Here is a 22,933-nt window from a genome sequence, read left to right on the forward strand (position 1 = left end):
CTTGCAGGGGGTGACGGAAGGGGGTGGGCTTCAGCCCTTGAGCGCGCCGCCGAGGGCCGAACTCCCGCCCAGCACACGGGACATCACGACGTACAGCAGGACCACGGGCGTGGAATACAGCAGCGAGAAGGCCGCGAGCTGCCCGTACTCCACCGTGCCGCGCGAGCCGAAGAAGTTGAGGATGCTGACCGAGGCCGGAAGCTGGTCGGGGGAGAGCAGCAGGAAGAACGGGACGAAGAAGTTCCCCCACATGGTCAGGAAGGTGAAGATGGTGACCACGGTGATGCCCGGCCACATCAGGGGCAGGACCACGCGGCGCAGCGTCTGGAGGCCGGACGCGCCGTCGGTCCAGGCCGCCTCCTCCAGCACCAGCGGCACCCCGTCCATGAAGTTCTTCGTCAGCCAGATCGCGAACGGCAGCGCGGACGTGCCGAGGAACAGGACCGTTCCGTACATCGTGTCGATCAGGTTGACCTGCACGAACATGCCGTAGACCGGGACCATCACGGCGGTGATGGGCAGACCGGTGGCGAACAGGATGGTCAGCAGGAACGGCCGCTTGTACCGCGACTCGTACCGCGACAGCGGGTAGGCCGCCAGCACGGCGCACCCCACGCACAGCGCGGTGGCGCCGCCGCACAGGATCAGCCCGTTGAGGATGGGCCGGAAGGTGATGTCGGCGTTGAGCACCTGGCGGAAGTTGGTCAGCGTCCAGGGATCCGGGGCGGTGACCCGCAGCCCGGCCGTACCGTTCAGCGAGGCGAGGACCAGCCACAGCAGCGGCACCAGGAACGCCGCCGCGATCAGCAGCAGGACCACGTTGACCATGGCCCGCTCGGCGCTCCGCCGCGAGCGGTGTGCGGTACGTGGCGCCGCGCTGGGGCGGGAGCGCCGGGCCATGGACTTCGGGGAGGCGATGACGGCCATTCAGACCTCCGTCTTCAGCAGCCGCAGATACAGCACGGAGAACAGGGCGCCGACCACGAGCAGCATCAGGGCCACCGCCGTGCCGTACCCGATGAGGCTGTTCTGGAAGGCCTGCTCGTACATGTACAGCGGCAGGGTCTGGCTCTTGTTGCCCGGTCCGCCGCGGGTCATGACGTAGATCAGGCCGAACACCGACAGGGTCTGCAGGGTGTTGAGCATCAGATTGGTGCCGATCGAGCGGCGGATCATCGGCAGCGTGATGTGCCACAGCCGCTGCCACCGGCCCGCGCCGTCCACTTCCGCCGCCTCCGAGATATCGTTCGGAATCTCCTGGAGCGCCGCCGAGTACACCAGCATCGAGAATGCCGTGCCGCGCCAGACATTGGCCAGGGAGACGGCGATGATGGGCAGCGTGTAGAGCCAGTTCTGCTGCGGCAGATGGAGAAATCCCAATATCGCGTTGAGTTCGCCTTCCTTGCGGAAGAACACATACAGCAGATAGGCGGCGACCACTTCCGGGAGCACCCAGGAGATGATCACGACGGTACTCGTGACGGTGCGCACCCGTCGTGATGCTTTCCGCATCAGCGCGGCCAGTGACAGGCCCAGTACATTCTGTCCGAGGATAGACGACACGATGGTGAAGACCAGGGTCAGCACCACCGCGTTGAGGAAGTCGGGATCGCGGAACGCCTTGGTGAAATTGTCGAGTCCGACGAAGTGTGTCGCCGAGGAACCGGTGAGCTGCATATCGGTGAACGCGTAATAGACGCAGTACGCGATCGGCCCGGCCAGGAACAGCAGCAGCAGGATCACCGAGGGGGCGACCGGGGCGCCGCGCAGCAGGGTGCGGCGGACGCGGCGCCCCGCGCGGGAGGGGGAGCCGGGCGGGTGCGGGAGGGGCACTCCCGCACCCGGGCCGGACAGCGTGGCCACCGGTAACCTCACCCGCCCGCGCGGTCCACGGTCGCGCCGTCGGTCGCGCTCTTCACCGCGTCCGCGTACGTCTTCGCGGCCTTTTGCGGGCTCGCCTCACCGGTCGTCACGGCTTCCATGGCTTCCTGGATCGCCGTCGACACCTTCGGGTAGGCGGGCAGCGCGGGGCGGTAGTACGTGTACTTCACCAGCCCGGTGAAGAAGTCGATACCGGGCATCGACTTCTGGTACGCGGGATCGGCGGCCACGTCCTTGCGCACGGCGATGTTGGCGCTGCGCACGTCGTACTCGGCCGCGTTGTCCTTCGTCTGCAGGGTCTTGATGAACTTCCAGGCCAGGTCCGGGTTCTGGGACTTGGTCGGAATGGCCCAGGTCCAGCCGCCGGAGAGGCTGACCTTGCCGGGCGCGTCACCGGTCTGGGTCGGCATCGCGGCCTGGCCCAGCACCGTCGACCACTGAGGCCACGGCTTGCCGCCGGTCTTGATCCAGTTGTTGCCCAGCCAGGACCCGTCGAGGTTGATCGCGAGCTTGCCGCTCGGCAGCAGTTCGGTGGCCACCGTATTGCCGAAGTTGGCGTCGAGCGCGTCCTCGACGTCGGGGCCGAGCTTCTCCTTGAACACCTTCTGCACGAAGCTGAGCGAGTCGGTGATGCCCTTGCTGCCGACGACCCACTTCTTCGACGACGGCTCGTACAGCGGGTCCTTGCCCGTGCCGTAGAGCAGCATCTCGAAGCCCTGCATGCTGGAGGCCTCGCCCGCGGCCTTGCCCGTGTAGACGTTGAGCGGGGTGACCCCGGGGAGCTTCTTCTTGATGGCGCGGGCCGCGTCGAGCACGTCGTCCCAGCTCTTCGGCTGCCAGTCGACCGGCAGTCCGGCCTTCTTGAAGAGCTGCTTGTTGTACCACAGCCCGCGGGTGTCGGTGCCGTCCGGAACGCCGTACGTCTTGCCGTCCTGCGCCTTGGCGGCGGCCTTCGCGGTCGGCACGAACTGGTTCCAGTCCGCCCAGTCCTTCAGATAGCCGTCCAGCGGGCGCAGATAGCCGCTGGCGATGTCGGAATTGATGAGGAAGGTGTCCTCGTAGACCAGGTCCGGAGCGGTGCGGGGTGAGCGCATCATCAGCTGGATCTTGGAGTAGTAGTCGTTCTCCGCCGCCTGGATGGGTACCAGCTGGACCTTCTTGCCGGGATTGGCCTTCTCGAATTGCTTCTTCACCACGGCCAGATAGTTGTCCATGATCCGGGTCTTGTTGTCCATGTTGCGCTGGTAGGCGATCTTGATGGTGTCGCCGGACCCGGAGGCGCTGTTGTTTCCACACGCGGCGAGCGGCAGGACGAGAGATCCGCTCAAGGAGGCTATGAGAAGGGGTCTGAGGTGGTGCGCTTTCACGGATGCTCCCCAGGAGGAGAAGCCCTCGCAGAACAAGGGCGGTGGTGCTGTTGTGCGGAAAAGTAAATCCAATGGATTGATGAAGTCAACGGGTGCGCGTCACCATTTCTCCGGTACCTTCAAAGCCCCGCGCGACCGGGCACGGCCACGCGGGGCGCTGTCGCCCCTGAAGACCGGACGGAGGCACGCAGGCGCATGCGGACGGGCACCAACCTCCCCCGGGTCGGGGGATACAACCGCGCTGTCGTACTGGACGCCGTGCGCAGAAGGCCGTCCGTGAGCCGGGTCGAGCTGGCCCAGGCCACCGGCCTCACCAACCAGACCGTCTCCAACGTGGTGCGCAGGCTGCTCGGCGAGGGGCTGATCCAGGAGACCGGCCAGGCCCCGTCCCGAGGTGGCAAACCGCGCACGCTGCTGTCGCTGCGCCCGGAGGCCGCGTACGCCGTCGGCGTCCATCTCGACCCCGACACCACGGTGGCCGTCCTGCTCGACCTGTCCGGCCGGGTGCTGCGCCGCCGCAGGCTGCGCACCTCGTCCGAGACCGACCCGAACCGGCTGGTGCGGGAGGTGGGCCGCGGGGTGAAGGCGCTGATCAGGCAGTCGGGCGTGGAGCCGGGCCGGGTGCTCGGGCTGGGCGTGGCCGTGCCCGGGCCGATAGACAGCCGGCGTGGCATGGTGCTCGACCCGCCCAACTTCCCCTCGTGGCACCACGTTCCCCTCGCGGATCTGCTGGCCGAGGCGACCGGGCTGCCCGTGGTGATGGACAACGACGCCACCGCCGCCGCGATAGGGGAGCGCTGGGCCGGAGGCGCGGACCGGGCGGGCGACTTCCTGTTCGTGTACGTGGGCGCCGGGATCGGTGGCGGGATCATGCTCGCGGACTCGGTGCTGCGGGGAAACTCCGGCAACGCGGGCGAGTTCGGGCATGTCGTGGTCGAGTCGGGCGGGGCCGCGTGCCACTGCGGTGCGCAGGGCTGCCTGGAGGCGTACGCGGCACCCCACGCGGTCCTCGCCGCGTTCGCCGCCCGGCACGGCCGCCCCGAGGCCGAACGGCTCGGCCTGACCCTGGACCCGAAGCAGACCCGCGCCGACTGGAGCAGGCTGTGCGCCGCCGCGGCGAAGGGCGACTCGTACGCCGCCGAGGCGGTCGAAGGGGCGGCGGAGCGCATCGGCCGGGCGGCGGTGACCGCGGTGAACCTGCTCGATGTGCGCCGCATCGTGCTCGGTGGCGAGGCGCTGCGCGACATCGAGGAGACGGTCCGCCGCGCGATGGACACCTGGGTCAACGACCGTTCCATCGCCCGTGCCGTGCGCACCATCGCCATCGAGCCGAGCCTCATCGGGGACGCGGTCGGCGCCGTCGGCGCGGCGTCGCTGGTGCTGCACAGCGCCTACACCCCGGGCTGGCATCTGCTCCTGGGCGCCGGGGAGCGACACGTTGATTGGGCTTTCAACGATCACCGGATCTAGTGTGCGGGGGAGGCAACGCGACACCGCTGAGGAGAGAACCATGGCGAAGATTCTTTTTGTGATGACCGGCGCCGACGTGTGGACACTGGCGGACGGCAGCACGCACCCCACGGGTTTCTGGGCGGAAGAGGCCGTCGTGCCGCTGGAGGCCTTCAAGGCCGCCGGGCATGAGGTCACCGTGGCCACTCCGGGCGGTGTGGTCTCGCCGGTCGACGCCGTAAGCCTGGCCCCGGAAGCCGCCGGTGGCGCCGAGGAGGCCGAGCGGCTCGCGCAGGTGGTGAAGACCGCCGCCGAGTTCCAGCGGCCCGCCGTCCTGGCCGATGTGCGGCTGGAGGACTTCGACGCGGTGTACGTCCCCGGCGGCCACGGCCCCATGGAGGACCTGGCGGTCGACGCCGACTCCGGGCGGATCCTGACCCGGGCCGTGGCGTCCGGGATGCCGGTGGGCGTGGTGTGCCACGGCCCGGCCGCGCTGCTCGCGGCGGTCAACGAGGACGGCACCAACGCCTACGCCGGTTACCGGATCACCGCCTTCACCAACGCCGAGGAGCAGCTGGCCGGCAGCGCCGACAACGCCAAGTGGCTGCTCCAGGACCGGCTGACCGAGGCCGGGCTCACCGTCGAGGTGGGCGACGCGTGGGCGCCGCACGTCGAGGTCGACCGCAACGTGGTCACCGGCCAGAACCCCGCCTCGTCCGCCGCCCTCGCCACCGAACTGCTCAAGAAGCTGGGCTAGTGTCCGGCAGCCGCTGCTCGCACCAGATGGTCTTCCCGGCGGTGGTCTGGCGGGTCCCCCAGTTGTGGCTGAGCCGCGCCACGAGCACCAGGCCACGGCCGCCCTCGTCGTAGACACGGGTGCGGCGCAGATGGGGTGTGGTGCTGCTGGCGTCGGACACCTCGCAGATCAGCTTGCGGTCGCGGATCAGCCGCAGGCGGATCGGCGCGGCGCCGTAGCGGATGGCATTGGTGACCAGCTCGCTGACCAGCAGCTCGGTGATGAACGCCAGATCCCACAACCCCCACGCGTCGAGCTGCTCCACGGCCAGCTTCCGGGCCTGCACGACCAGGGCCGGGTCGGCGGCGATCTCCCAGTCGGCGACCCGGTCGGGGGCCAGGGCGCGGGTACGGGCGAGCAGCAGGGTGATGTCGTCCGCCGGGCGGTCGTCCGCCAGCGCGCGCAGAACGCTCTCGCAGGCCGCGTTCAGCGAGGTCTCCGGCACTGACAAGGCGTCGCACAGCTTGGTCAGACTCGCGTCGATGTCGCGGTCGCTGGAGCGCACCAGACCGTCGGAGTACAGGGCGAGGACACTGCCCGCGGTCAGGTCCAGCTCGGTGGTCTCGAAGGGGAAGGCGCCCACGCCGAGCGGCGGTCCGGTGAAGCCGCGCACCAGACCGGCGCGGCCGCCGGGGGGGATGAGGACGGGCAGAGGGTGGCCCGCCGAGGCCAGCGCGCAGTGCCGGGAGACCGGGTCGTAGACCGCGTAGAGGCAGGTCGCCCCCACTCCGCCGTTGGCCGCCGCGTCCGCGTCCGCCTCCAGGACCTCGTCATCGGTGAGGTGGACGACCAGATCGTCGAGGTGGGTGAGGAGTTCGTCGGGTGGCAGATCGACATCGGCCAGGGTGCGCACGGCGGTGCGCAGCCGTCCCATGGTGGCGGACGCGTTGATGCCGTGGCCGACCACATCCCCGACGACGAGCGCCACTCGGCTCCCGGACAGCGGGATCACATCGAACCAGTCGCCGCCCACTCCGGCCCGCGAATCCGCGGGCAGATAGCGGGAGGCCACATCGACGGCCGTCTGCCCGGGCAGATGCCGGGGCAGCAGATTGCGCTGCAGCGCCAGCGCGGTGGCCCGCTCACGGGTGTAGCGGCGCGCGTTGTCGATGGCCACGGCGGCCTTGGCGGCCAGCTCCCCGGCGTCGGACAGATCGCTGTCGGTGAAGGGCGGGGTGTCCCGCGTACGCCAGAAGCCGACCGTTCCCAGCACACTGCCCCGCGCCCGCAGCGGAGCCGTGATCAGCGAGCGCATGCCGTAGTCCAGCACCGCCCCGGTGTCCTCGGGGACCAGCGCCTGCCAGTCGGCACGGGCCCGCACATCGGGTTCGAGCCTCGGCTGCCCGCACGGCGAGCCACGGGACCGCGCCCCGCACAGGGCCAGCCGGGGCGGCCCGCCCACGGGGAGCAGCGGATGATCGTCGCGGACCCCGGCCAGGGCCACCCGGCGCACGTGCGTGGCAGCGTCCGAGGGCGCCTCCTCCCCGGCCAGAACGCACACCGCCAGATCGACGGTGACGAAATCGGCGAACCGGCCCACCGCCACCTGCGCCAGCTCCTGCGCGGTCCGCTTCGCGTCGAGCGTGGCGCCGATAGCCGTCCCGGCGTCATGGAGCAGCTTGAGGCGGCGGTGTGCCGCCTGCGCCCGGTCGCGCTGGCTGAGGGCGCGTACCGCCAGCTCCGAGACGGCGAGACCGATGCCGAGCAGCAGGGCGGCCGTCCACCCCTCCTGGGCGCTGGTGACGGACAGCGCGCCCCACGGGCGGGTCAGGAAGAAGTCGAACCAGATGGTGGCCGACAGCGCCGCGATCACACCGGCGCTCCGGAAACCCAGCGCGGCCACGGCCACCACCACGGCCACCAGCACCAGAGCCGCGTCGGTCCGGGGGAAGCCGGTACGGAACGGCATCAGCGCCAGCGAAACGATCAGCGGCCCCACCAGGGCGAACGCTATCGCTGTCCGGATGTCGCTCAGCCAGCGCACACCATGGCATGTACCCACCTGAAAGGGGATGTACCACTTCACGAGGTGGCGGGTACCCGACACCGGATCGTGAGGTGCTTCACAATGAAATGACGGGTGAGGCGTGGCGGGCTGGGTACGCGCGCCATGATCACCACGTGGCAACACCGAAGTGATCGGCACAGGTAGAGCATCGTTGGAAGGAGGGCGACATGTCGTCGAAGCGACGTCGCAAGAAGAAGGCCCGTCGGAAGAACGGCGCCAACCACGGCAGCCGCCCCCAGTCCTGATCTGAGGCACTCTGCCGCGTGGCAATGAGGGACTCCCGGTGCGCGGGGCGCGCCGGGAGTCCCTTGTCGTGTGCGGGCGTGTGTACGTGGCGGGTCAGGCGGGTTCGGCCACGGTGCCTCGTACGACGAGGTGCGGGCTCAGCACGACCTCGCAGGGGTCGGTGCGGCCCTGGTCGAGGCGTTCCACGGCGGCGGCCACCGCGTGGCGGGCCTGTTCCTCGGCGTTCTGGCTGACCGTGGTCAGGTTGAAGCAGCTCAGCCGGGAGAGCGTGTCGTCGTCGTATCCGGCCACGGACACCTCGCCGGGGACGGCGACACCCGCGCGGGAGAGGGCGGCCAGGACACCGATGGCGCACTGGTCGTTGAAGGCGACCACGGCGGTGGGCAGGGCGGCGCCGTCGAGAAGGTGGCGGGCGGCCCGCTCACCGGCCGCCTCGGTGTTGTCGCCGCGCAGGATCCTGATGTGCGGGTCCAGCCCGTGGCGGCGCATCGCGGTGCGGTAGCCGCGGCGCCGGTCGGTGGCGATGACGCCCTTGCCGCCGTCGACGTAGGCGATGGCACGGTGGCCGAGGCCCACCAAGTGGTCGACGATCTGGCCGACTCCGTCGTCGTCCGCGGTGCGGACCACGTCCAGTTGCTCGTCGGTGATCCGGCGGCCGACGACGATCACCGGGGACTTGCGGTCGAGGGCGGCGAGGGTGTCGGCGGGGGAGGTCGGGCCGAGGAGGATCAGGGCCTCGCTGCGGAATGCCAGCAGGGTTTCCACGGCGGTGTGCTCGTCGCGGGTCCGGGTCAGCGTGCTGAGGACGAGGTCGTAGCCGACCTCCTCGGCCGCCGTGTGCAGATAGTCGACCAGTTCGGCGTGGAACGGGCTGTGCACGTCGACCATGACCCCGAGGAGCCGGGTGCGCCTGCTGGCGAGCAGGCTGGCGGTGCGGTCCGCCTGGTAGCCGAGTTCGGCGGCGGCCTTCAGGACCCGCTGCCGGGTGCGCTCGCTGGGGCCGGACACGCCGCGCAGTACGAGGGAGACGGACGCGGTGGACACGCCTACGCGGGCCGCCACGTCCTCAAGCCGGGGGCGCTTGTTCGCACCGTTCTGGCGCCGCTCGGAATCGACCTCGTCCACCTGTACCTCCCGGACACTCCCGGACAGCGATCTCCTCGTGCAACGCCTTGACACGCTCTTGAAACGAGTCGATAGTACCAGCACTTAAAGCGCTTTAATCGCTCTTGACCGCTCCTGGTTGTTTCCCGCGAAACCGGCCCCGCGCGTGCGAAATCCGCACGGCGCGCACGCCCGGCTTCGGTCTGCTCTCCCTCTCCTCCCCTCCTCCCCGTCCCGTCGCACAGTGAGGTGCACGAGCCATGAACCGCGTTTCCCGCTCCCGCTCCCGTTCCCGTTCCCGAAGAGCCGTCCCCGTCGTGGCCGTGGCCGCCTCGGCCGCCCTGATCCTCGCGGGCTGTTCCAGCAGCTCCGGCGGGAAGAAGGCAGAAGAGGCCGGAAGCAACGTGTCCGCGGGGAAGGCCTCCACTCCCCGCATGACGATCGCGATGGTCACCCACGCGCCCTCCGGCGACACCTTCTGGGACACCATCCGCAAGGGCGCCCAGGCCGCCGCCGCCAAGGACAACGTCAAGCTCATCTACTCCAACGACGAGAGCGCGGGCGACCAGGCCAACCTGGTGCAGAACGCGATCGACCAGAAGGTCGACGGCATCGCCGTCACCCTGGCCAAGCCGGACGCCATGAAGGCCGTGGTGGCCAAGGCCGAGAAGGCCGGTATCCCGGTCGTCGGCTTCAACGCCGGTCTGTCCGTGTGGAAGAAGCAGGGCCTGCTGTCCTTCTTCGGCCAGGACGAGTCCGTCTCCGGCCAGGCACTCGGCAGCAAAATCAACACCACCGGCGCCAAGCACGCCCTGTGCGTCATCCAGGCCCAGGGGGACGTCAACCTCGAAGAGCGCTGCGCCGGGGTGAAGAAGACCTTCAGCGGCAAGACCGACATCCTCTACGTCAACGGCACCGACATGCCCTCGGTGAAGTCGACCATCAACGCCAAGCTCTCGCAGGACAAGTCCATCGACGAAGTGGTCACGCTCGGGGCCCCGTTCGCGATCACCGCCGCGCAGGCGGCGTCCGAGGCGGGCAGCAAGGCGAAGGTGGCGACCTTCGACCTCAACAAGGACCTCATCTCCGCCATCGAAAAGGGCACGGTCCAGTTCGCCGTCGACCAACAGCCCTATCTGCAAGGCTACTTGGCCATCGACTCGCTGTGGCTCTACAAGAACAACGGCAACTACAGCGGCGGTGGCGAGCAGCCCGTGCTGACCGGCCCGGCCTTCGTCGACAAGTCCAACGTCGACACCGTCGCCACGTTCGCCGCGAAGGGCAACCGGTGATGAGCATGGCCCAGCAGGCAGCCCCGGCGGTCAGCACACCCCCGGCTCCCGGCTCCCGGCAGAGCGACGGCCGGACCACGCGGCGCTCCCTCGCGTTCCGGCTGCTCGCCCAGCCGGAGGTCGGGGTCTTCCTCGGCGCCGTCGCCGTGTTCGTGTTCTTCCTCATCGCGGCGCCCCCGGTCCGCGACGCCGGTTCGATGGCCAACATCCTGTACCAGTCGTCGACGATCGGCATCATGGCGCTGCCGGTGGCGCTCCTGATGATCGGTGGCGAGTTCGACCTGTCGTCCGGCGTCGCCGTGATCACCTCGGCGCTCACCGCGAGCATGCTCAGCTACCAGCTGACCCTGAACGTGTGGTCAGGGGTGATCATCGCCCTGGTGGTGTCGCTGGCGGTCGGCATGTTCAACGGCTGGATGCTGGTCAGGACGGGGCTGCCGAGCTTCCTGGTCACCCTCGGCACCTTCCTGATCCTCCAGGGTGCGAACCTCGCGGTCACCAAGCTGGTCACCAGCAATGTCTCGACCGACGACATCAGCACGATGGAGGGCTTCGACCAGGCCAGGGCGGTGTTCGCCTCGTCGTTCGACGTCGGCGGAGCCCAAGTGAAGATCACCGTCGTCTGGTGGCTGGTCTTCGCGGCCCTGGCCACCTGGGTGCTGCTCCGTACCAAGTACGGCAACTGGATCTTCGCGGTCGGCGGCAACAAGGAGTCCGCCCGCGCGGTCGGTGTCCCGGTGACCTTCACCAAGATCTCGCTGTTCATGCTGGTCGGCTTCGGTGCCTGGTTCGTCGGCATGCACAACCTGTTCTCCTTCAACACCGTGCAGTCCGGCGAGGGCGTGGGCCAGGAGTTCATCTACATCGCCGCGGCGGTGATCGGCGGGTGTCTGCTGACCGGTGGCTACGGCTCCGCGATCGGCCCGGTCTTCGGCGCCTTCATGTTCGGCATGGTGCAGCAGGGCATCGTCTACGCCGGGTGGAACCCCGACTGGTTCAAGGCGTTCCTCGGCGTGATGCTGCTCGGCGCCGCCCTGATCAATCTGTGGGTCCGCCGCACGGCGACCCGGAGGTGACCCCCATGACCACTGACGCGACCACTACCCAAGCCGAGGACACTTCGCCCGTGGACGGCAACCCCGTCGTCGAACTGCGCGCGGCGGGCAAGTCCTATGGCAACGTCCGCGCACTGCACGGCGTCGATCTCGTCGTCCGCCCTGGCAGGGTGACCTGTGTTCTGGGTGACAACGGCGCCGGGAAGTCCACCCTCATCAAGATCATCTCCGGGCTGCACCAGCACACCGAGGGCGAGTTCCTGGTCGACGGCGGACCGGTGCGCTTCACCACCCCGCGTGAGGCACTCGGCAAGGGAATCGCCACCGTCTACCAGGACCTGGCGACCGTCCCGCTCATGCCGGTGTGGCGCAACTTCTTCCTCGGCTCCGAGATGACCACAGGACCCTGGCCGCTCCGCCGCCTCAGCATCGACCGGATGAAGAAGACCGCCGACGAGGAACTGCGCAACATGGGCATCGTCCTGGACGACTTGGAGCAGCCCATCGGCACCCTCTCCGGCGGCCAGCGCCAGTGCGTGGCGATCGCCCGAGCCGTCTACTTCGGCGCCCGGGTGCTGATCCTGGACGAACCGACCGCGGCCCTCGGTGTGAAGCAGTCCGGCGTGGTGCTGAAGTACATCGCCGCCGCCCGCGCCCGCGGGCTCGGCGTCATCTTCATCACCCACAACCCGCACCACGCCTACATGGTCGGCGACCACTTCAGCGTGCTGCGCCTCGGCACCCTCGAACTCAGCGCCGACCGCGGCGAGGTCAGTCTCGAAGAGCTGACCAACCACATGGCGGGCGGCGCCGAACTGGCCGCGCTCAAGCACGAGTTGGCGCCGGTCCACGGCGTCGACGTGGCGAAGCTCCCCGAAGAGGCGGACCTCACGGCATCCGCCGCCGCGTCGCCTCCCGGTCGCGCAACACCGTAGTGACAACCTATTGACATGACATTTACGCGAGGGCATCGTACTCGTCGTAGGCGCGTTTAAAGCGCTTTAACTCCGCCATCCCCCGGGCCCGCAGAATCGAAGGGACACCGCGTTATGCCGTTGGAACTGCTGACCATGGGCCGGGTGGGAGTGGATGTGTATCCGCTCCAGACCGGCGTGGGGCTGGCGGAGGTCACGTCGTTCGGCAAGTACCTGGGCGGCAGCCCGAGCAACGTCGCCGTCGCCGCCGCCCGCTACGGCCACCCCTCCGCCGTGATCACCAAGACGGGCCGCGACCCGTTCGGGGACTTCGTCCGCACCGCGCTGACCGGCTACGGCGTCGACACCCGCCACGTCGGCACGTCGGACATCGCGCCCACCCCGGTGACCTTCTGCGAGATCTTCCCGCCGGACGACTTCCCGCTGTACTTCTACCGGCTGCCGAAGGCCCCCGACCTCGACATCCGCCCCGGTGAACTGGACCTCGACGCCGTGCGCGACGCCCGGATCTTCTGGGTCACCGGCACGGGGCTGTGCGACGAACCGAGCCGCTCGGCCACCCTCGCCGCACTCGCCCACCGGGCGAAGGCGGGGACGACGGTCTTCGACCTCGACTGGCGCCCGATGTTCTGGAACGCCCCCGAGCAGGCGCGGGCGTACTACGCCGAGGCCCTGCGGCACACCACCGTGGCCGTCGGCAACCTCGACGAGTGCGAGGTGGCGACCGGTGAGCGCGAGCCGTACGCCGCCGCGAAGGCGCTGCTCGCCGCCGGTGTGGAGCTGGCCGTGGTGAAGCAGGGCCCCAAGGGGGTGCTGGCCGTCGGCCGCGACGGCTCGGCCGCCGAGATACCGCCCGTCCCGGTGGACGTGGTCAACGGCCTCGGCGCGGGGGACGCGTTCGGTGGCGCGCTCTGCCACGGCCTGCTGTCCGGCTGGGACACCGGCCGCACGATCGCCTTCGCCAATGCCGCGGGCGCTCTCGTCGCCGGGCGCCTGGCCTGCTCCGACGCCATGCCCACGGAGGCCGAGGTGGAGGCGAAGCTCCGCGCCGCGGGCCCCGCCACCTCCGACGACCCTCAGCGAAAGGTGTGACGACGTGCCCTCCGACAACGTGAGCCGGATCGTGGGGGCCCGGGTCAACGACCCCGGCGCCATCGCGGCCGCCGCCGTACGACGGCGCAAGCCCACCTCGCTGCTCGGCGAGCACGGCAAAGCCATGATCATCGCAGCCGACCATCCGGCGCGCGGCGCCAACGGCGTCGGCGGCGACCCCAGCGCCATGGCCGACCGCCGCGCGCTGCTGGACCGCCTGTGCACGGCCCTGGACCGGCCCGGTGTCACCGGAGTGCTGGCCACCGCCGACATCCTGGAGGACCTGCTGCTGCTCGGCGTCCTCGACGGCAAGAGCGTGTTCGGCTCCATGAACCGGGCCGGGCTCGCCGGATCGGCCTTCGAGATCGACGACCGGTTCACCGGCTACGACGCCGGGACCATCGCCGCCATGGGCTTCGAGGGGGGCAAGATGCTCACCCGCATCGCCCTCGACGACCCCGCGACCCCGGCGGCGCTGGAGAACACCGCCCACGCGGTGGACGAGCTGAACGACCGCCACCTGATCGCGCTGGTGGAGCCGTTCCTCAGCGTCTGGAAGGACGGGCGGATCCACAACGACCTGTCTCCCGACGCCGTCATCACATCCATCACCATCGCCTCCGGACTCGGCCGCCGCACTGCCTACACCTGGCTCAAGCTGCCCGTCGTGGGCGACATGGAGCGGGTGCTGTCCGCCTCGACGCTGCCCGCGCTGCTGCTGGGCGGCCAGGTCACCGACCCCGACGCGGCGTTCGCGTCCTGGGGCAAGGCCCTGAAGCTCCCGACCGCGCAGGGCCTGGTCGTGGGCCGCTCCCTGCTCTACCCCTCGGACGGCGATGTGGCCGGTGCCGTGGACCGGGCGGTGAGCCTGCTGTGACCGCCCCCACCACGATCCGTCTCACCACGGCCCAGGCCCTGGTCCGCTTCCTGGCGAACCAGTACAGCGAGCGCGACGGCCGGGAGCAGCGGCTGATCCCCGGCGTCTGGGGCATCTTCGGCCACGGCAACGTGGCCGGGATCGGGCAGGCGCTGCTCCAGGCGGCCGTCACCCGGGAAGCCGACCTCCCGTACTACCTCGCGCGCAACGAGCAGGGCATGGTGCACGCGTCGGTGGCGTACGCGAAGATGCGCGACCGGCTCGCGGCCTTCGCCTGCACGGCGTCCACCGGACCCGGTTCCACCAACATGGTCACCGGCGCCGCGCTCGCCACGACCAACCGCCTCCCGGTCCTGCTGCTGCCGAGCGACATGTTCGCCACCCGGGCCGCCGACCCGGTGCTCCAGCAGCTGGAGGACAGCCGTGGCGGGGACGTCACCGTCAACGACGCCTTCCGCTCCGTGTCCAAGTACTTCGACCGGGTGTCCCGTCCGGAACAGCTCATCCCGGCCGCACTGGCCGCCATGCGGGTGCTGACCGACCCGGTGGAGACCGGCGCCGTCACGCTCGCGCTGCCGCAGGACGTCCAGGCGGAGAGCTTCGAGTGGCCGGTGTCCTTCTTCCGGCGCCGGGTCTGGCACGTGGGCCGCCCGCTGCCGGAACCCGCCGCCGTCGAGCGGGCCGCGCGGCTGCTGCGGAACGCCAGGAAGCCGCTGATCGTGGCCGGTGGCGGCGTCGTCTACTCCGACGCCCGGTCCCGGCTGTGCGCCTTCGCCGAGGCCACCGGCATCCCGGTCGCGGACACCCACGCGGGCAAGGGCGCCGTGCCCTGGGACCACCCGTGCGCGGTGGGCGGCATCGGCTCGACCGGCTCGTACGCGGCGAACGAGCTGGCGAAGGAGGCCGATGTCGTCCTCGGTATCGGCACCCGCTACTCCGACTTCACCACCGCGAGCCACACCGTCTTCGGCAACCCTGACGTCACGTTCGTCAACCTCAACGTGGCCCGCCTCGACGCCGTGAAGCACTCGGCGGAGCCGCTGGTGGCCGACGCCCGGCTCGGCATCGAGGCGCTGACGGCGGCACTCACGGGCTGGCGGACGGACGAGGCGTACCGGGACCGGACCCGCCACCTCATCGCCCGCACCCGGGAGATCGAGGAGGAGTGCTTCCACCGAGGCCACGGCCCCCGGCCCGCCCAGACGGAGATCCTCGGTGCGCTCAACCAGGCACTCGGCGACCGCGACGTGGTCATCAACGCCGCCGGGTCCATGCCCGGCGACCTCCAGCAGCTGTGGCGGGCACGGGACCCGAAGGCCTACCACGTCGAGTACGCGTACTCCTGCATGGGCTACGAGGTCGCCGCGGGCCTCGGCGCGAAGATGGCCGATCCGTCGCGCGAGGTGGTCGTCCTGGTCGGAGACGGCTCGTATCTGATGATGGCCCAGGAGATCGCGACCATGGTCAGCGAGGGCCTGAAGGTCATCGTCGTCCTCGTCCAGAACCACGGTTTCGCGTCCATCGGGTCGCTCTCCGAGGCGCTCGGCTCACAGCGGTTCGGCACCAAGTACCGCTTCCGCGACGGGGATTCGGGACTCCTGGACGGCGATGTCCTGCCCGTCGACCTCGCCACCAACGCCTCCTCCCTCGGCGCCGACGTCCTGCACGCCACGACCGTCGACGAGTTCCGCACCGCGATGGAGAAGGCCAAGGCCGCCACCCGTACGACCGTGGTGCACGTCGAGACCGACCTCTACGGACCCAACCCGCCCGGCCACGGCTGGTGGGACGTGCCGGTCAGCCAGACGTCCGCCCTGGACTCCACCCGCGCCGCGTACGAGACGTACGCCGCCCACAAGCTCACCCAGCGGCACTACCTGTAAGGACACCCCCGTGAAGACCATTCAGCACTGGATCGACGGATCCCCGGCCCCGGGCGCGGGCCCCCGCACCGCGCCGGTGTTCAACCCGGCCACCGGGCAGGAGCAGGCCCGGGTCGCCCTCGGCGGCTCCGCCGACGTCGACGCCGCCGTCACCGCCGCCGCGCGGAGCTTCGAGGAGTGGTCGGAGTCCTCGCTCACCCGGCGCACCCAGGTGATGTTCGCCTTCCGGCAGCTGCTCGTGGAGCACGAGGAGGAGCTGGGACGGATCATCTCGGCCGAACACGGCAAGACGGTCGACGACGCGCGCGGCGAGATCGTGCGCGGCCGGGAGGTCGTGGAGTTCGCTTGCGGTCTCGGTGAAGTCCTCAAGGGCGGCTTCTCCGACCAGGTGTCGCGCGGCGTGGACGTGCACGACTTCCGGCAGCCGCTGGGCGTGGTGGCGGGCATCACCCCGTTCAACTTCCCCGCCATGGTGCCGCTGTGGATGCACCCGGTGGCCATCGCCACCGGCAACACCTTCCTCCTCAAGCCCAGCGAACGCGACCCGTCGGCCGCGAACTTCGTGGCGGAGCTGTACCGGCGGGCCGGTCTTCCGGACGGTGTGTTCAACGTCGTCCACGGGGACAAGGAGGCGGTCGACGCGATCCTCGGCCACCCCGGCATCGAGGCGGTGTCCTTCGTCGGATCGACCCCGATCGCCACGTACGTGCATGAGACCGCCACCAGGACCGGCAAGCGGGTCCAGGCGCTCGGCGGCGCCAAGAACCACGCCGTCGTCCTCCCCGACGCCGACCTGGAGTTCGCCGCCGACCACATCACGGCGGGCGCCTACGGATCCGCCGGTGAGCGCTGCATGGCCGTCTCGGTGGCCGTCGCGGTGGGGGCGGGCGCCGACGGGCTGGTCGAGGCCTTGGAGCGCAAGGCCCGTGAGGTGAAGGTCGGCCCCGGCGACGCGCCCGGCACCGACATGGGACCGCTGGTGACCCAGGCCGCGCGGGAGCGCGTCGAGAACGCCGTCGGCACTGCCGCAACCCAGGGTGCCACCGTCGTCGTGGACGGCCGCGGGCTGAAGCTGGACGGCCACCCCGAGTACGCCGGGGGCTTCTTCACCGGCCCGTCCCTGCTGGACCACGTCACCGCCGGGATGGACGCGTACCGGGAGGAGCTGTTCGGCCCGGTCCTCGCGGTCGTCCGCGTCGACACCCTGGACGAGGCGATCGACCTCATCAACGCCAATCCGTACGGCAACGGAACCGCCCTGTTCACCGGTTCCGGCGAGGCCGCCCGCCGCTTCCAGCGCCGGGTCAAGGTCGGCATGATCGGCGTCAACGTGCCGGTGCCCGTGCCGATGTCGTACTACTCCTTCGGGGGCTGGAAGGACTCGCTCATCGGCGACTCGCCCATCCACGGCCCCGAGGGCATCCGCTTCTACACCCGCCCCAAGGTCGTCACCAGCCGCTGGCCGCAGCCTGCCCAGCAGCTCACGGCCGGTTTCACCTTCCCCACATCCCACTGACGCGTCACGGGAAGCCCACGACACCCGCACACCAACCTAGGAGGTGGCCATGGACGTCAGGGATGACACGCCCCAGGCCCCCGCACAGAGCAACGCCGTCACGGACCACGCCTCGCCGAAGGTCTACCGGAGACTGCGTGCCATCACCATCATCGCCACCTTCGGCGGACTCCTCTTCGGCTACGACACCGGTGTCATCTCCGGAGCGCTGCCCTTCATGGCCCTCTCGGCCGAGAAGGGCGGGCTCGGACTCAACCCGCTCACCGAGGGGATCGTCGCGTCCTCCCTCGTGGCGGGTGCCGCGTTCGGTGCCCTGTACGGCGGGTGCCTGTCCGACCGGTACGGGCGCAAGCGGGCGATCCTCGGGCTCGCCGTGCTGTTCTTCATCGGCGCGCTCGGCACCGCGCTCGCACCGGACCTCGTGGTGATGGTGCTCTTCCGGGTCCTGCTCGGGCTCGCCGTCGGCGGCGCCTCCGCCACCGTGCCGGTCTTCATCGCCGAGCTGGCCCCCGCCGCCCACCGTGGCCGCCTGGTGACCCAGAACGAGCTGATGATCGTGACCGGCCAGCTGCTGGCCTACACCTCCAACGCGGTCATCGCGAAGACCATGGGCGAAAGCGGCGTCTGGCGCTGGATGCTCGCGCTGGCCACGATCCCGGCCGTGCTGCTGTGGATCGGCATGCTGTTCGTGCCGGAGTCACCGCGCTGGCTCGCCTCCCGGGGCCGCTTCGACGACGCCGCCCGCACCCTCGGCCTCATCCGTGACCCGGAGGTGGTCGAGCCGGAGTTCGCCGAGATCAAGCGGCTCGTCATGGCCGGCGCCCATGAACCGAGGGCGAGCTGGGGCGACCTGCGTACCCCGTGGGTGCGGCGCCTGGTGATATTCGGCTTCGCGCTCGCCACGCTGACCCAGCTCACCGGCGTCAACTCGATCATGTACTTCGCGCCCACGATCCTGCTGGACAGCGGGCTCGGCACCCAGGCCGCGCTGACCGCCACCATCGCCAACGGCGTCGTCGCGGTGCTCGCCGTCTCCACCGGCATGTGGCTGCTGGGCCGGTACGGGCGGCGCCCGATGCTGCTGACCGGGCAGATCGGCGTCACCGCCTCGCTGGTGCTGATCGCCTTCTGCTTCCTGGTCCTGCCCGAATCGGCCGCCCGCAGCTACCTCGTCCTGGCGTCCATGCTGATGTTCCTGCTGTTCATGCAGGGGTGCGTCGCGACCGTGTTCTGGCTGATGCTCTCCGAGATCTTCCCGCTGCGGCTGCGGGGCTTCGCGATGGGCATGGCCGTGTTCGGCACCTGGACCGCCAACTTCGTGGTGACCCTGGTCTTCCCGCCACTGATCGCCGCCGTCGGCGGTGCCACGTTCCTGCTCTTCGCGGCGGTCAACGTCGCCACCATCTTCTACTACCTGCGCACCGTCCCCGAGACACGAGGCCGCTCGATGGAAGCCATCGAGGCCCACTTCCGCGGCCAGTCCGCCGACTGACCACCCCCACCACGTCGACCAGCCCGACCACCCACTCCACGCTGAAAGGCACACCCATGGCCACGTCCGGCAAGCCCCTTTCCGTCGCGGTAATCGGAGCCGGCATGGCCGGCCGCACCCACGCCGCCGGCTACCGCAACGTCAACACGGTCTTCGCGGCCGGCCTGCCGCCGGTCCGGCTGGCCGCCATAGCCGACGCCAACGTCGCACTCGGCGAGGACGCCGCCCGCCGGTACGGCTACGAGAAGGCGCTCCCCAGCTGGGAGGCCGTGGCCGAGGACCCGACGATCGACGCCGTCAGCATCGTCGTCGGCAACGATCTGCACCGCCCCATCGCCGAGGCCATGGTCGCCGCGGGCAAGCACGTACTGTGCGAGAAGCCCCTGGCCGGAACGCTGGACGACGCCCGTGCGATGGCCGAGCTGGAGCGCACCGCCGACGTCGTGACGGCCGTCGGGTACACCTTCCGGCGCTCTCCCGCCATCTCCGCCATCCGCGACCACGTCCAGCGCGGTGAGCTGGGCGACCTCACGCTGTTCAGCGGCCGCTACTGGTGCGACTACGCCACCGACCCGAACTCCCCGCTGAGCTGGCGCTTCAAGGGCGGCCCCGGCTCCGGCGCGCTCGGGGACGTCGGCGCGCATGTGATCGACGCCGCCGAGTACATCGCCGGTCCCATCGCCGCGGTCTCCGGCGCCTCGCTGTCGACGCAGATCCCCAAGCGCCCGCTGCCGCTGGGCGCGGTCGTCGGACACAACGCCGCCCCCGTCTCCGACGAGTTCGGCGAGGTCGAGAACGAGGACACCGCGTCCTTCACCGCGCGCTTCGAGTCCGGCCTCGTGGGCACCTTCTCGCTGTCGCGCACCGCCTTCGGCCTGCCCAACGGGCTCGCCTTCGATGTCGTGGGGCTCGGCGGCCGGGCGGCGTTCGACCAGCACCGGCCCGCCGAGTACCTCTTCGACGACGCCCAGCCGGACGCCCGTACCCGTGGCGCGCGCCACATCATCGCCGGTCCGCAGCTGCCGTACTTCAAGGGCGGCTACCCGATGGAGGCGCCGGGCGTGGGCGGCGGCAACGCCGAGATGTTCACGTACCAGGCGCGGGCCTTCCTCGACCAGGTCGCGGGCGTCACCGACCCGCTGCCGGCCTGTGCCACCTTCGCCGACGGGCTGCGGACCATGGAGATCATCCGCGCCATCGTCGAGTCCTCCCACAGCGGCGGTTCCGCCGTCACCATCCCGGCCACCTCCTGACCACCCCCCCTTACGTAGGAGATACCCATGGCTCTCAAGCTCGGCGCCTACACCGCTTGTCTGCACGACCGCACGCTCACCGAGGCCCTCGACATCCTCAAGGAGAACGGGCTGACCTCCGTGGAGGTCAACACCGGTGGCTTCATCCCCGCCCCGCACTGCCCGGTCGACCTGCTGCTGTCCTCGGCCACCGCACGCGAGGAGTACCTGGCCACTTTCGCCGACCGTGGCATGGAGCTGACCGGCCTCAACTGCAACGGCAACCCGCTCAATCCGCTCCCCGGGGTCGGCCCGAAACACGCCGACGACCTGCGCCGCACCATCCGGCTGGCGGGCCTGCTCGGGGTGAAGCACGTGGTCACCATGTCCGGCACACCGGGCTCCGACCCCGACGCCAAGTACCCCTCCTGGGTCGTGAACCCGTGGGACGGTGTCTACATGGACGTCCTGGACTACCAGTGGGGCGTGGCCGTCGAGTTCTGGAAGGAGATCGACGCGCTGGCGCGGGAGAACGACGTCCGGGTGGCCGTCGAGATGCACCCGCACAACGTGGTGTTCTCCCCGGTCACCCTGAAGCGGCTGGTCGACGAGACCGGCGCCACCAACGTCGGCGCGGAGATGGACCCCTCGCATCTGATGTGGCAGGGCATGGACATCGTTGCCTCCATCAAGTGGCTCGGCCCGCTGGTGTTCCACGCCGCGGCGAAGGACGCGACGCTCTGCCCCGGCGCCGACATCCGCGGCGTACTGGACTCGTCGTTCACCCGCGTGCCCGCCGACGCCCCCGGCAAGGTGCCCACCGGCTACGGCTTCTGGTGCAACGCGTGGCCCAAGGACCCGGCGTGGAAGTTCGTCGCGGTCGGCCTCGGACACGACACCGCCTACTGGACGGAGTTCCTGCGCGCCCTCGCGGAGGTCAACCCGGACATGGCCGTGAACATCGAACACGAGGACGCCGCCTACTCGCAGACCGAGGGGCTGGCCCTGGCCGCCAAGAACCTGCGCGGCGCCGCGGCCGACCTCTGAAACCATGAGCATGGGTGGCCCCGTACCCGGCAGGACCGGGTACGGGGCCACGCCCGTGCGGCCGCTACCAGGTGCGGGAGAGGACGAGCCTGGCCTTGTGGCCCGAGGCCGACTTCACCCAGATCCTCAGGTTGTTCAGCTGGACCGTGCTCCCCGGACTGGCGCTGCCGCCCAGACGCGTCCCACCGCTGGTGGCCGAGAACTTCACGGACCGGGAGCTGATGTGCGTGACGTTCAGCTTCCCGAACCCGAACGTGCCGCGCTGGACGCTGATGCTCTGCGGCTTCGACACGGTGATGGTGCACCGCCCGTCGTAACAGGGCCCCCGCCCGGCCCCGTACGCCACCGGCGCCATCAGGCCGCCTCCCAGCGCGCCCGCCAGGGTCAGCGTTACGGTGGTCGTCGCGGCGCGTCGGCGCATGCCCGTACTCATCAAGGAAACCTCCGGTCCTCACAGGGAATCTGGCCCGGAGTTTGTAACCCGGCGGCCCCGGGACCCCTCCCGAGACCGCCCGACGCCCGACCCCCGCCGCCCGGCGCGCGCCTCAGGGGCGGCTGGTGAGGTAGCCGCCCATGGAGGTGAAGTACTCGGTGGCGGCCAGCTCGTGGCCGTCCTCGGTCCGTACCCGGGTGACGGCCAGGCCGTGGTTGCGGCCGGTGCGGGCGTCGGCTCCCGCGACGATCACCACGCCGTCGCCCTCGCGGTAGAAGATGCGGCCGGGAGTGCCGCCGTACCGGTTCTGGGACACGTCCGCTGCCAGGATTTCGAGCCGCTTGCCCTTGTGGAAGGTGTAGGTGCTGGGGTACGGCTCGGACTGGGCGCGGACCAGGCGCTCGAGGTCTTCCGCGGGCCAGGTCCAGTCGATGCGGATGTCCTCGGTGGACCGCTTGTGGAAGAAGGTGGCCTGGGACCGGTCCTGCTTCGTGAACTCCGTCTGCCCGGAGGCGATGAGGTCGAGGGCGCCGATCGTGACCGGGGCGATGAGGTCGACGGTCTTGTGGAAGAGGTCGGTGGTGGTGTCCTTGGGGCCCACCGGGACCGCCTCCTGCCGGACGATGTCACCGGCGTCGAGTTCGTCGTTCATCATGTGCGCGGTCACGCCCACTTCGGGTTCGCCGTTGATCAGGGCCCAGATCAGCGGCGAGAAACCGGCGTACTTCGGCAGCAGCGAGTCATGGACGTTGAGCGTGCCGCGGCGCGGCAGGCCGAAGATGCGCGGGGGGATCCAGGTCCGCCAGTTGTTCGCCACGATGATGTCCGCGTCGGCCTCCTTGAGGCGCTCGAACAGCTCGTCGTCGTCGGGGCGGTTGCGGATCAGGACCGGGACGCCGTGCTCTTCGGCGAGGTCGGCGACGGAGTCGCTCCAGATCTTCTCGTACGCGTGCTCGCTCTTGGGATGCGTCACGACCAGGACCACGTCGTGTTCGGAGTCCAGGAGGGCTCGCAGGGTGCGGTGCCCCCAGGTCTGGTAGCCGAACATGACGACCCGCATGGGGTGCCTCCTTGAAGCAGGGGATGACCGGGGCAAGTAAAGCAAGGCTTGCCTTAGTCTGCAACGGGTCGATCTAGGGCCGCAGTTGGCGGAGCGGGCGTCGGATTGATTGTTTCCGGCTATCGACAGCCTCACGTGTTTAGCTTAGGCTCGCCTAAGTTGTTGGCG

Annotated in this window: 20 protein-coding genes; 13 read left to right on the plus strand and 7 right to left on the minus strand. The window is 70.0% G+C overall.

The genetic code is table 11. The annotated features are described in order from the left end of the window. Nucleotides 1-30: 30 nt before the first annotated feature. The 3 genes from ACWC5C_RS21210 to ACWC5C_RS21220 are packed head-to-tail and all read right to left on the minus strand — an operon-like array spanning nt 31 to nt 3,218. On the minus strand, nt 31-927 hold the full coding sequence (locus ACWC5C_RS21210; RefSeq protein WP_450877411.1) for a carbohydrate ABC transporter permease: 897 nt from the start codon (nt 925-927) through the stop codon (nt 31-33). Beyond that, the gene (locus tag ACWC5C_RS21215; protein ID WP_450877850.1) at nt 928-1,833 is read right to left on the minus strand and encodes a carbohydrate ABC transporter permease; all 906 of its coding nucleotides are present in this window, start codon (nt 1,831-1,833) and stop codon (nt 928-930) included. It abuts the gene before it with no gap. Between the two features lie 38 nt (nt 1,834-1,871). Continuing rightward, nucleotides 1,872-3,218 carry an ABC transporter substrate-binding protein gene (locus ACWC5C_RS21220; RefSeq protein WP_450877852.1) on the minus strand — a complete coding sequence of 449 codons (1,347 nt, stop codon included), beginning with the start codon at nt 3,216-3,218 and terminating at the stop codon, nt 1,872-1,874. Nucleotides 3,219-3,443: 225 nt separating this feature from the next. On the opposite strand from ACWC5C_RS21220, the gene ACWC5C_RS21225 reads away from it, so the two are divergent. Both ACWC5C_RS21225 and ACWC5C_RS21230 read left to right on the plus strand, forming a co-directional pair. Continuing rightward, complete coding sequence (locus ACWC5C_RS21225; RefSeq protein WP_450877413.1) at nt 3,444-4,718, plus strand: ROK family transcriptional regulator; 1,275 nt, start codon at nt 3,444-3,446, stop codon at nt 4,716-4,718. 40 nt (nt 4,719-4,758) lie between these two features. Then, entirely contained in the window at nt 4,759-5,454 is a 696-nt protein-coding gene (locus ACWC5C_RS21230; RefSeq protein ID WP_450877415.1) for a type 1 glutamine amidotransferase domain-containing protein, read from the plus strand. Here the strand turns inward: ACWC5C_RS21230 and ACWC5C_RS21235 are convergent. Further along, nucleotides 5,438-7,477, minus strand: a complete 2,040-nt coding sequence (locus ACWC5C_RS21235) for a SpoIIE family protein phosphatase (protein WP_450877417.1) — start codon at nt 7,475-7,477, stop codon at nt 5,438-5,440. The genes ACWC5C_RS21230 and ACWC5C_RS21235 overlap by 17 nt on opposite strands. Nucleotides 7,478-7,668: 191 nt before the next feature. Between ACWC5C_RS21235 and ACWC5C_RS21240 the strand changes: the two genes are divergently transcribed. Next, complete coding sequence (locus ACWC5C_RS21240; protein ID WP_370443954.1) at nt 7,669-7,746, plus strand: 50S ribosomal protein bL37; 78 nt, start codon at nt 7,669-7,671, stop codon at nt 7,744-7,746. 94 nt (nt 7,747-7,840) lie between these two features. On the opposite strand, the gene ACWC5C_RS21245 is transcribed toward ACWC5C_RS21240, so the two are convergent. Further along, nucleotides 7,841-8,872 carry a LacI family DNA-binding transcriptional regulator gene (locus ACWC5C_RS21245; RefSeq protein WP_450877419.1) on the minus strand — a complete coding sequence of 344 codons (1,032 nt, stop codon included), beginning with the start codon at nt 8,870-8,872 and terminating at the stop codon, nt 7,841-7,843. Between the two features lie 239 nt (nt 8,873-9,111). Between ACWC5C_RS21245 and ACWC5C_RS21250 the strand changes: the two genes are divergently transcribed. The 10 genes from ACWC5C_RS21250 to ACWC5C_RS21295 all read left to right on the plus strand — a co-directional run bounded on the left by ACWC5C_RS21250 (nt 9,112) and on the right by ACWC5C_RS21295 (nt 21,272). After that, nucleotides 9,112-10,143, plus strand: coding sequence for a sugar ABC transporter substrate-binding protein (locus ACWC5C_RS21250; protein WP_450877421.1), 1,032 nt, complete (start codon nt 9,112-9,114; stop codon nt 10,141-10,143). After that, nucleotides 10,143-11,219 carry an ABC transporter permease gene (locus ACWC5C_RS21255; RefSeq protein WP_450877423.1) on the plus strand — a complete coding sequence of 359 codons (1,077 nt, stop codon included), beginning with the start codon at nt 10,143-10,145 and terminating at the stop codon, nt 11,217-11,219. Before ACWC5C_RS21250 ends, ACWC5C_RS21255 begins: the two co-directional genes overlap by 1 nt. Nucleotides 11,220-11,224: 5 nt before the next feature. Beyond that, nucleotides 11,225-12,133 carry an ATP-binding cassette domain-containing protein gene (locus tag ACWC5C_RS21260; protein ID WP_450877425.1) on the plus strand — a complete coding sequence of 303 codons (909 nt, stop codon included), beginning with the start codon at nt 11,225-11,227 and terminating at the stop codon, nt 12,131-12,133. Nucleotides 12,134-12,247: 114 nt separating this feature from the next. Continuing rightward, nucleotides 12,248-13,225 carry a 5-dehydro-2-deoxygluconokinase gene (gene iolC, locus ACWC5C_RS21265; protein WP_450877427.1) on the plus strand — a complete coding sequence of 326 codons (978 nt, stop codon included), beginning with the start codon at nt 12,248-12,250 and terminating at the stop codon, nt 13,223-13,225. Nucleotides 13,226-13,229: 4 nt separating this feature from the next. After that, nucleotides 13,230-14,102: a Cgl0159 family (beta/alpha)8-fold protein gene (locus ACWC5C_RS21270; protein WP_450877429.1), complete on the plus strand. Its 873-nt coding sequence runs from the start codon at nt 13,230-13,232 to the stop codon at nt 14,100-14,102. Then, on the plus strand, nt 14,099-15,985 hold the full coding sequence (iolD, locus tag ACWC5C_RS21275; protein WP_450877431.1) for a 3D-(3,5/4)-trihydroxycyclohexane-1,2-dione acylhydrolase (decyclizing): 1,887 nt from the start codon (nt 14,099-14,101) through the stop codon (nt 15,983-15,985). The genes ACWC5C_RS21270 and iolD overlap by 4 nt, the downstream gene beginning before the upstream one ends. 10 nt (nt 15,986-15,995) lie before the next feature. Beyond that, nucleotides 15,996-17,501, plus strand: a complete 1,506-nt coding sequence (locus ACWC5C_RS21280; RefSeq protein WP_450877433.1) for a CoA-acylating methylmalonate-semialdehyde dehydrogenase — start codon at nt 15,996-15,998, stop codon at nt 17,499-17,501. A 49-nt stretch (nt 17,502-17,550) separates the two neighbouring features. Then, nucleotides 17,551-18,993 carry a sugar porter family MFS transporter gene (locus ACWC5C_RS21285; RefSeq protein WP_450877435.1) on the plus strand — a complete coding sequence of 481 codons (1,443 nt, stop codon included), beginning with the start codon at nt 17,551-17,553 and terminating at the stop codon, nt 18,991-18,993. A 56-nt stretch (nt 18,994-19,049) separates the two neighbouring features. Continuing rightward, nucleotides 19,050-20,246, plus strand: a complete 1,197-nt coding sequence (locus ACWC5C_RS21290; RefSeq protein WP_450877437.1) for a Gfo/Idh/MocA family protein — start codon at nt 19,050-19,052, stop codon at nt 20,244-20,246. Nucleotides 20,247-20,273: 27 nt separating this feature from the next. After that, nucleotides 20,274-21,272, plus strand: a complete 999-nt coding sequence (locus ACWC5C_RS21295) for a sugar phosphate isomerase/epimerase family protein (RefSeq protein WP_450877439.1) — start codon at nt 20,274-20,276, stop codon at nt 21,270-21,272. A gap of 64 nt (nt 21,273-21,336) precedes the next feature. Here ACWC5C_RS21295 and ACWC5C_RS21300 read toward each other — a convergent pair whose 3' ends face one another. Together ACWC5C_RS21300 and ACWC5C_RS21305 are read right to left on the minus strand one after the other, a co-directional pair. Further along, nucleotides 21,337-21,693 carry a hypothetical protein gene (locus ACWC5C_RS21300; RefSeq protein WP_450877441.1) on the minus strand — a complete coding sequence of 119 codons (357 nt, stop codon included), beginning with the start codon at nt 21,691-21,693 and terminating at the stop codon, nt 21,337-21,339. A gap of 124 nt (nt 21,694-21,817) precedes the next feature. Then, the gene (locus tag ACWC5C_RS21305; RefSeq protein WP_450877443.1) at nt 21,818-22,765 is read right to left on the minus strand and encodes a methionyl-tRNA formyltransferase; all 948 of its coding nucleotides are present in this window, start codon (nt 22,763-22,765) and stop codon (nt 21,818-21,820) included. Between the last annotated feature and the right edge of the window lie 168 nt (nt 22,766-22,933).

This window comes from Streptomyces sp. NPDC001700 (assembly GCF_053596435.1).

Excerpts from the sequence above, each read along its gene's own strand:
- ACWC5C_RS21225 (WP_450877413.1), top strand. The coding sequence starts at position 3,444 with ATGCGGACGGGCACCAACCTCCCCCGGGTCGGGGGATACAACCGCGCT.
- ACWC5C_RS21290 (WP_450877437.1), top strand. The coding sequence starts at position 19,050 with ATGGCCACGTCCGGCAAGCCCCTTTCCGTCGCGGTAATCGGAGCCGGC.
- ACWC5C_RS21210 (WP_450877411.1), bottom strand. The coding sequence starts at position 927 with ATGGCCGTCATCGCCTCCCCGAAGTCCATGGCCCGGCGCTCCCGCCCC.
- ACWC5C_RS21295 (WP_450877439.1), top strand. The coding sequence starts at position 20,274 with ATGGCTCTCAAGCTCGGCGCCTACACCGCTTGTCTGCACGACCGCACG.
- ACWC5C_RS21240 (WP_370443954.1), top strand. The coding sequence starts at position 7,669 with ATGTCGTCGAAGCGACGTCGCAAGAAGAAGGCCCGTCGGAAGAACGGC.
- ACWC5C_RS21285 (WP_450877435.1), top strand. The coding sequence starts at position 17,551 with ATGGACGTCAGGGATGACACGCCCCAGGCCCCCGCACAGAGCAACGCC.
- ACWC5C_RS21300 (WP_450877441.1), bottom strand. The coding sequence starts at position 21,693 with ATGCGCCGACGCGCCGCGACGACCACCGTAACGCTGACCCTGGCGGGC.
- ACWC5C_RS21305 (WP_450877443.1), bottom strand. The coding sequence starts at position 22,765 with ATGCGGGTCGTCATGTTCGGCTACCAGACCTGGGGGCACCGCACCCTG.
- ACWC5C_RS21250 (WP_450877421.1), top strand. The coding sequence starts at position 9,112 with ATGAACCGCGTTTCCCGCTCCCGCTCCCGTTCCCGTTCCCGAAGAGCC.
- ACWC5C_RS21230 (WP_450877415.1), top strand. The coding sequence starts at position 4,759 with ATGGCGAAGATTCTTTTTGTGATGACCGGCGCCGACGTGTGGACACTG.
- ACWC5C_RS21255 (WP_450877423.1), top strand. The coding sequence starts at position 10,143 with ATGAGCATGGCCCAGCAGGCAGCCCCGGCGGTCAGCACACCCCCGGCT.
- iolC (WP_450877427.1), top strand. The coding sequence starts at position 12,248 with ATGCCGTTGGAACTGCTGACCATGGGCCGGGTGGGAGTGGATGTGTAT.
- ACWC5C_RS21260 (WP_450877425.1), top strand. The coding sequence starts at position 11,225 with ATGACCACTGACGCGACCACTACCCAAGCCGAGGACACTTCGCCCGTG.